This window comes from Sphingopyxis sp. SCN 67-31, assembly GCF_001725095.1.
The window spans coordinates 1-6,540 of record NZ_MEFH01000033.1 but is presented as its reverse complement, the minus strand read 5'-3'; the positions used below and the strand labels follow the sequence as shown (position 1 = coordinate 6,540).

Below are 6,540 nucleotides of genomic sequence, written 5' to 3'. Positions count from 1 at the left end.
CGTGCTGGGCGAAGCGACGACCGACTGGCTGCATCGCTGCACTGCCCGCCCCGCCTTCCTTCGCGCCCGCGAACGCCAGCGCACCGACGCGCCGCAGCTATAGCCCCAGCATCAGCTTGGCCATGATATTGCGCTGAATCTCGTTCGACCCGCCATAGATCGACGCGGCGCGACCGTTGAAATAGCGGGCCGAGGCGGTGAGATCATCCTCGGGCCCGACGAAGGGCAGATTGCTGCCCGCCGCGCGCGCCGCGAACTGGTGCGGCGCCGCGTAGGGACCGGCGATGTCGACCGCTAGTTCCTGAATCCGCTGCTGCGCTTCGGTGCCCTGCACCTTCAGCATCGATGACGCGGGGCCGGGGCTGCGCCCGCGCGCGATTGCCGCCATCATCCGCTGCTCGGCGGCATGGATCGCGTGTACATCGGTATAGAGCCGTGCGAAACGCCGCCGGATCGCCGGATCGTCAAGCAAGGTGCCGCCCTCGCCGAAAGCGCGCGCCGCCGCGCCGGCCAGCAGGCGATCGAGCGCCGCGGTCAGCCCCGCAGCGTAAGCCGCCGAGCGTTCGAACTCGAGCAGATATTTGGCGACGCCCCACCCCTGATCCTCTTCGCCGAGCCGCCCCGATTGCGGCACGCGGACATTGTCGAAAAAGACCTGGTTGAAATCATGGTCGCCCGACAGCGTCAGGATCGGCCGCACCTCTATCCTCGGCAGCGCCATGTCGAGCAAGAGGAAGGTGATGCCCTGTTGCGGGCGGCCGTCACGGCTGGTGCGCACCAGGCAGAACATGCGGTTCGCGAAATGGGCGTGCGTCGTCCAGATCTTCGACCCGTTCAGCACATAATCGTCGCCATCGCGCTCGGCGCGGAGCGACAGGCTGGCAAGATCCGATCCCGCCTGCGGTTCGGAATAGCCTTGGCACCAGAAATCCTCGCCCGACAGGATACGCGGCAGATAATGCGCCTTCTGCTCGGGGGTGCCGAAGCGCATGATGCACGGCGCCACCATGCGCAATCCCATCGGCGACAGGCTGGGCGCGCCGGCGGCGGCGAGTTCGGAATCGAAGATATGCCGCTGTGCCTCGTCCCAGCCGGTCCCGCCATATTCGCGCGGCCAGTGCGGCGCCGCCCAGCCATGGCGATGCAGGATCGCCTGCCACGCCATTGCATGCGGCTTGTCGACGAACACGCTCGTCGCGCGCGCCGCGGCGTCGCGCAGATCGTCGGTCAGATTGGCCGCGATCCAGCCGCGAACCTCCTGCCGGAAGGCCTCCAGTTCCTGCCTCTGCATCGGATCGGCCGTCAATTCACCATCCGCTCATAGCCTTCCCAATAGGGGGCGCGGAGATCCTTGCGAAGAATCTTGCCGCTGGCGTTGCGCGGCAGCGCCTCGATCACGTCGACGCTGCGCGGACATTTGAATGGCGCTATGCGCTCGCGCGCCCAGGCAATGATGTCGGCCTCTTCCACCGTCGTCCCGGGCTTGGGCACGACGACCGCCTTGACCGTTTCACCCCATTTGGGATCGGGGATGCCGATCACGGCGACTTCCTGCACCGCCGGGTGGCCGTAGATCGCGCTTTCAACCTCGGCCGGATAGACATTCTCGCCGCCGGTGATGATCATGTCCTTCACCCGGTCGTGGATGTAGAGATAACCGTCCTCGTCCATATAGCCGGCGTCGCCGGTGTGGATCCAGCCGTCGCCCGTCATCGTGCGCGCGGTCGCCTCGGGCAGGTTCCAGTAGCCGAGCATATTGTTCGAAGAGCGCGTGACGACTTCGCCCACCGCGCCCTCGGGCATGTCCTGCCCGTCGTCGCCGATGATCCTGATCTCCACGCCGGGCAGCGGTTTGCCGGCCGACCGCATGCGCTTGTTGCCTTCGGGATCATGATCCTCGGGCGGCAGCATGCAGATCGTGCCGGTCGTTTCGGTCATTCCATAGGCCTGGATGAATTCCGCCCCGAACATCTTGATGCACTGGCGCAGCAGTTCGAGCGGGATCGGCGCCGCGCCATAGAGGATATATTTGAGCCGGCTGTAATCGACGGTGCCGCAGCGCGGGTGGAGCAGCAGCATCTGAAGCGCAGCGGGAACGATGAAGAAGCGCGTCACGCCATGCTGTTCGACCGCATCGAAAACCCCGTCGGGATTGAATTCGGCGAGGATGATGCCGGGCAGCCCTGCCGCCAGCGCCATGATCCCAAGCCCCGTTCCGCCGATATGCGCGCAGGGCATCGCGACGAGCACCGCCTCGTCATCGTCCCATTTCGTATAGGCCAGATCGGCGTCGGCCGAGTTTTTCCGCAACGCGAACAAATTGCGGTTCGACAGCACGGCACCTTTGGGATTGCCGGTGGTTCCAGATGTATAGAGCTGCAGCACGGCATCGTCGGGACCGGACGGGGTGAAGGGCGCGCGCGGCGTCGCCTCGATCAGCGCCCGTGCCTCGGCGTCGCCGACGATGCGCGGCGCATGGTCGAGCTTGCCCGCCAACTGATCGGGCACCGCGTCGAAGCCGGGGCCGGTGAAGACGATCTTCGCCCGGGTATCGTTGATGATATAGGCCCATTCGACGGGCGAAAGCCGCCAGCCGATCGGCGCCATGACGATCCCGGCGCGCGCGGCGCCAAAGAAGAGCGTGAAATAGAGGTCGCTGTTCTTGCCGATCCACGCGATGCGATCGCCCTTCTCGAGCCCCGCGGCGCGCAGCGCGCTTGCCACGCGCGCCGTCCGCTCCTCAAGCTCGGCATAGGTGGACAATCGGTCCTCTTCGCGCATCGCAATGCGCGACGGCCGGTCGGCGGCCCAGTGGGTGATGAATTCGTCGAAACTGACAAGATCCGAAACGTCGGCAGCCATCGATCCTCTCTCCTCGAATCGCGTTGCTATTTGCAATCGAGAAGGACGCTAAAGCTTCGGCGGCCAAGGTAAAGCGCCGAACGCCCAACCTGACAGCAGTGACAGCTTGGACGCCGCGTCGTTTCGAACGGGGAAGAACGCAGCGGTCTGTAGGCTCGGGGCACGGCCGCGACCATTCGTCGAATATCAACGGCATCGGAACAAAAGAAAGTTGCGGCCGTGGCTCTCGGCAATATTAGGTGATATATCAATCCAATAATCGACGCTGGTCCGAAAGGAACGAGAATTGACCAAATTTCCGTCAACACTTCTGGCCTTGCTAGCGGCTGGCGCGGCGCCATCGGCGCTTGCACAGAGCACAGAGTCTCAGGAAATTGTCGTAACCGGCCGCTCGCTGAAGGATACGGAGGCTGCGCTGAAAGCCTGCCTGGCACGCAACTGCCCACCCGACGAAGATATCGCCGCTACGCTAGCGCACGCGGAAAACCAGTTCCTCGCCGGCGATTACAAGGACTCGCGCACGACGCTGTTGCGCTCGATCGGTCGCAATCGGAAGCACGGCGACCAGTATCCCGTGGAAGTTTCCGGCCTGTTTCGGGCAAACAGCCGGATTGCCGAGCATGTTGGCGAAGCGAAGAATTACCAGCTTTCCGTTCTCGACATGCGCAACACGCTGGAGGATGCGTTAGGCGAGAAGGATCCGCGCACGATGGTCGCACAAATCGAGGTCGGCGACAGCCGAGCCAAACTGGGTTTCCCCGACGAAGCCGAGCGCATCTATAAGGATGTCGAAAATCTCGCGATCGCAAATGGACAGAACAGGGTCGCCATGTTCTCCCGCGTTCGTCAGGCGCTGCTTGCTCAAACACGTGCAGAAGGTTCAAATCTCGACAGCGATTATCGCGGTGCGCGCGCGCTGCTCGATAATATCATCGCCAACCCCTTGCCCGGAGGCGAGGATTTTGCCCTTGTCGCAAAGGTGATGCGCGCACGCAGCGATCGAAAGACTGGCGACGCAAGCTCCACGGACGCGATTTTGAAGGACTTCGCAGCGCGCGGAGGAGCAAACCGCCCGATGCTGCTTTTCAGCGAACCGATCAAGCGGATCGACATGGCGCAAGACCTTAGAAATAGCCAGCCCGCGCCCAATTCCCTTCTTCGCCAGACAGCGCTCAACAGTGTCGGAAAATGGGCGGACGTGGGTTTCTGGATCGGTTCCGACGGGAGGGTCTCGGATATCGAGGTGTTGCGTGGCGAAGGAACCCGTCAATGGCTGAAACCAGTGTTCGACCAGATCAAGACTCGGGTTTACGCGCCATTGCGACGTACGGATAATGATGCGGCACCGGGATTTTACATGATCGAACGTTATTCGCTGACCGGCCGCTGGACGAACGACGCCACCGGAACGCACATGCGCCGACGCGAGGCGACGCCACGGATTGAAAGACTCGATATTACGCCCGACAATTACCAGCGTCCCGTTGTCGATCAGAGCGGCAGCTAGGGCCTGGGCCCATCAAGGCTACCTTCAAACTGCCATAAAGAGCAGCATCAGATTGTTCGCCGGCATCGTGCGCCGCTCGGTAAAGCGAAATCCGTGCGGCGCGGCCGCATCGACGACGGCCTTCACGCTGCGCAGGCCCCAGTCGGGATTGCGGCTGCGCAGGCTCTCGTCGAAGGCAAGGTTGCTGTCGGCGGTCGCGACATCGGCTTCAAGATAAGGGCCGTAAAGGATCAGAGGGGCGCCCGGTCCCAGCAATCGCGCCGCCCCCGCGAACAGGCCCAGCGTCGCCGCCCACGGGCTGATATGCACCATGTTGATGCACAAGAGGGCATCAACATGACCCAGCGGCCAGTCCGGCGCCGATGCGTCGAGGTGCAGCGGCGCGGCGATGTTCGGCAGCCCTGCCTCGGCGCTCCAGGCCGCGATCGAGGCGAGCGCGGCGGGGTCGGGGTCGCTCGGCTGCCAGTCAAGCTTCGGGAAGGCGGCGGCGAAATGGACGGCATGCTCGCCCGAACCGCTTGCCACCTCAAGCACCGTGCCCGACGCGGGGAGCCAGTCGGCGAGCGCCGCGGCGATCGCGTCGCGATTGCGCAAGGTTGCGGGGGCATGGCGCTTGTCGCCCTCGCCGCCGTCCGACGGCGTCCACGGCCCCGTCATCGCCGCGCCGAACGCGCTGCCGCGAGCAGGCGCCGGGCGCGCAGCGCGATCTCGACCCGCTGAAAAACGATGAAACCGAGCGCGAAGGCCATCAGGATATCGGTAACGGCCATCAACCCCGCCTGTCCGTGGCCGGCGACGCCTTCGGCCATGTTGCGCGACACACCCCGGATGAAGATGAGCGCGACGAAGAAGAGCAACGCGGCGGGCGACACGGTCTGGCTGAGTTCATGCGTGTCGGGATCGACCGCGACCTGCATCAACTTGCCGCGCATCCAGCCGAGGCCGCTGCCGACCGCGAGCGCGACAAGGCACCATATCCACACCAGTCCGTGCGGCGGAGCGTTCCAGAAAACGAACCCCAGCAACAGCGCGTAGAAGGTCGGCAAGATCCACAGCCGTTCGAGCCGCAGCCGCCGTGCCTTGCCGACCGAGCGCAGCCTAAAGAACAGCACGAGCAGAACGACCCCGGCGGGGATCAGATAATGCAGCAGCGGCGACGGGGCGGTTCCGGCGTTCATGACCGCCTCACTTCGCCTTTGCCTGCGCCCGCGCGCGACGTTCGCGCACGATCAGCCACGCCAGCAGCCCGACCGGCCCGACCATCAGCGTCAGGAACAGGAAAGGGAACTGGACGATCCGGCTGAAACCCTTGGCATCGGCATCGCGGGCAATCCACATGCCCGTGAACAGGTCGAAGGCCAGATAATGCGTCCAGCCGAGCGTCGCGCCGCCGGGGCTGTCGAACAATTTCATCACCCCCGCCAGCGTCGTGAAATTGCCGCCGCCGGTTCCGCCGGCATCGATCGTGCCGGAGAGGAAGCCGCCGAGCATCACGGCATAGGCGAGGCACAGCAGGAAGACCCCGGCATAGAGGATCAGCGCCAGCACTTTCGGCCCGCGCGGCGCGAAGGCGAGGAGCAGCCAGCCACCGATCGCCCAATAATTGGCCAGCAGGAAAACGCTATCCCAGCTCATCGTCCCTCCCCTTCAGATCAGTCCGCCGACGCCGAGAAAGAGGATTCCGCCGAACAATGCAACCAGCCCCGCCGACAAAATCAGCAGCGTCATTTGCGCCGCGGCCCGCCGCCGCATCACGACGAAGGCGGTAAGCAGCGCGAAACCCAGCGCGATGAGCGGCGCATAGCCGAACACCCAGTGGTGCGCGAGCGCGCGGCGGGGCCGGACGATTTCCCATTGTTCGGCGACAAGGCCGTAGCCGGTTACCGCGGCAAGCCAGATCGCGGCGAAGACGACGAGCGACAAGGCGGCGGCGAGGCCGCAGCCGCCCCGGCGCGGCGCTTCTCCGCTTTCATCCTCGCCCGCGGCGCGCATCAATCCTCCCAGCGAAGCACCGGCTTGCGCGCCGCCAGCGTCTCGTCGAGCCGCGCGCGCGGCGCGAAATGCGGCGCCGACTTGAGCGCAGGATCGCCGTTCTTTGCGCGAAGCGCGATGCTGCGCAGCGCGCCGACGAACTGGTCGAGCACCGCCTTCGATTCGGTCTCGGTGGGTTC

7 protein-coding genes and 1 pseudogene are annotated in these 6,540 nt (G+C 64.8%); 1 reads left to right on the top strand and 7 read right to left on the bottom strand.

The window, feature by feature from the left end; genetic code table 11:
• Positions 1 to 97: 97 nt before the first annotated feature.
• Positions 98 to 1,306, bottom strand: coding sequence for an acyl-CoA dehydrogenase family protein (locus ABS88_RS04890; RefSeq protein WP_286749304.1), 1,209 nt, complete (start codon positions 1,304 to 1,306; stop codon positions 98 to 100).
• Positions 1,303 to 2,862, bottom strand: a complete 1,560-nt coding sequence (locus ABS88_RS04885; RefSeq protein ID WP_286749302.1) for a fatty acid--CoA ligase — start codon at positions 2,860 to 2,862, stop codon at positions 1,303 to 1,305. The genes ABS88_RS04890 and ABS88_RS04885 overlap by 4 nt, the downstream gene beginning before the upstream one ends.
• Before the next feature lie 286 nt (positions 2,863 to 3,148).
• Between ABS88_RS04885 and ABS88_RS04880 the strand changes: the two genes are divergently transcribed.
• Complete coding sequence (locus ABS88_RS04880) at positions 3,149 to 4,369, top strand: hypothetical protein (RefSeq protein ID WP_286749301.1); 1,221 nt, start codon at positions 3,149 to 3,151, stop codon at positions 4,367 to 4,369.
• 24 nt (positions 4,370 to 4,393) lie between these two features.
• On the opposite strand, the gene ABS88_RS04875 is transcribed toward ABS88_RS04880, so the two are convergent.
• The 5 genes and pseudogenes from ABS88_RS04875 to ABS88_RS04855 all read right to left on the bottom strand — a co-directional run.
• A complete protein-coding gene (locus tag ABS88_RS04875; RefSeq protein WP_286749300.1) occupies positions 4,394 to 5,026 on the bottom strand; it encodes a DUF938 domain-containing protein in 633 nt (210 codons plus the stop codon).
• Entirely contained in the window at positions 5,023 to 5,547 is a 525-nt protein-coding gene (locus ABS88_RS04870) for a CcdC protein domain-containing protein (protein WP_286749298.1), read from the bottom strand. Before ABS88_RS04870 ends, ABS88_RS04875 begins: the two co-directional genes overlap by 4 nt.
• Before the next feature lie 7 nt (positions 5,548 to 5,554).
• Positions 5,555 to 6,004, bottom strand: coding sequence for an ABA4-like family protein (locus tag ABS88_RS04865; protein ID WP_058812652.1), 450 nt, complete (start codon positions 6,002 to 6,004; stop codon positions 5,555 to 5,557).
• A 12-nt stretch (positions 6,005 to 6,016) separates the two neighbouring features.
• Positions 6,017 to 6,361 (bottom strand): hypothetical protein, encoded by a 345-nt coding sequence (locus ABS88_RS04860; RefSeq protein ID WP_058812651.1) that lies wholly within the window; start codon positions 6,359 to 6,361, stop codon positions 6,017 to 6,019.
• Positions 6,361 to 6,540, bottom strand: a pseudogene (locus ABS88_RS04855) (aminomethyl-transferring glycine dehydrogenase subunit GcvPB); the annotation flags it as partial. The gene ABS88_RS04860 and the pseudogene ABS88_RS04855, both read right to left, overlap by 1 nt.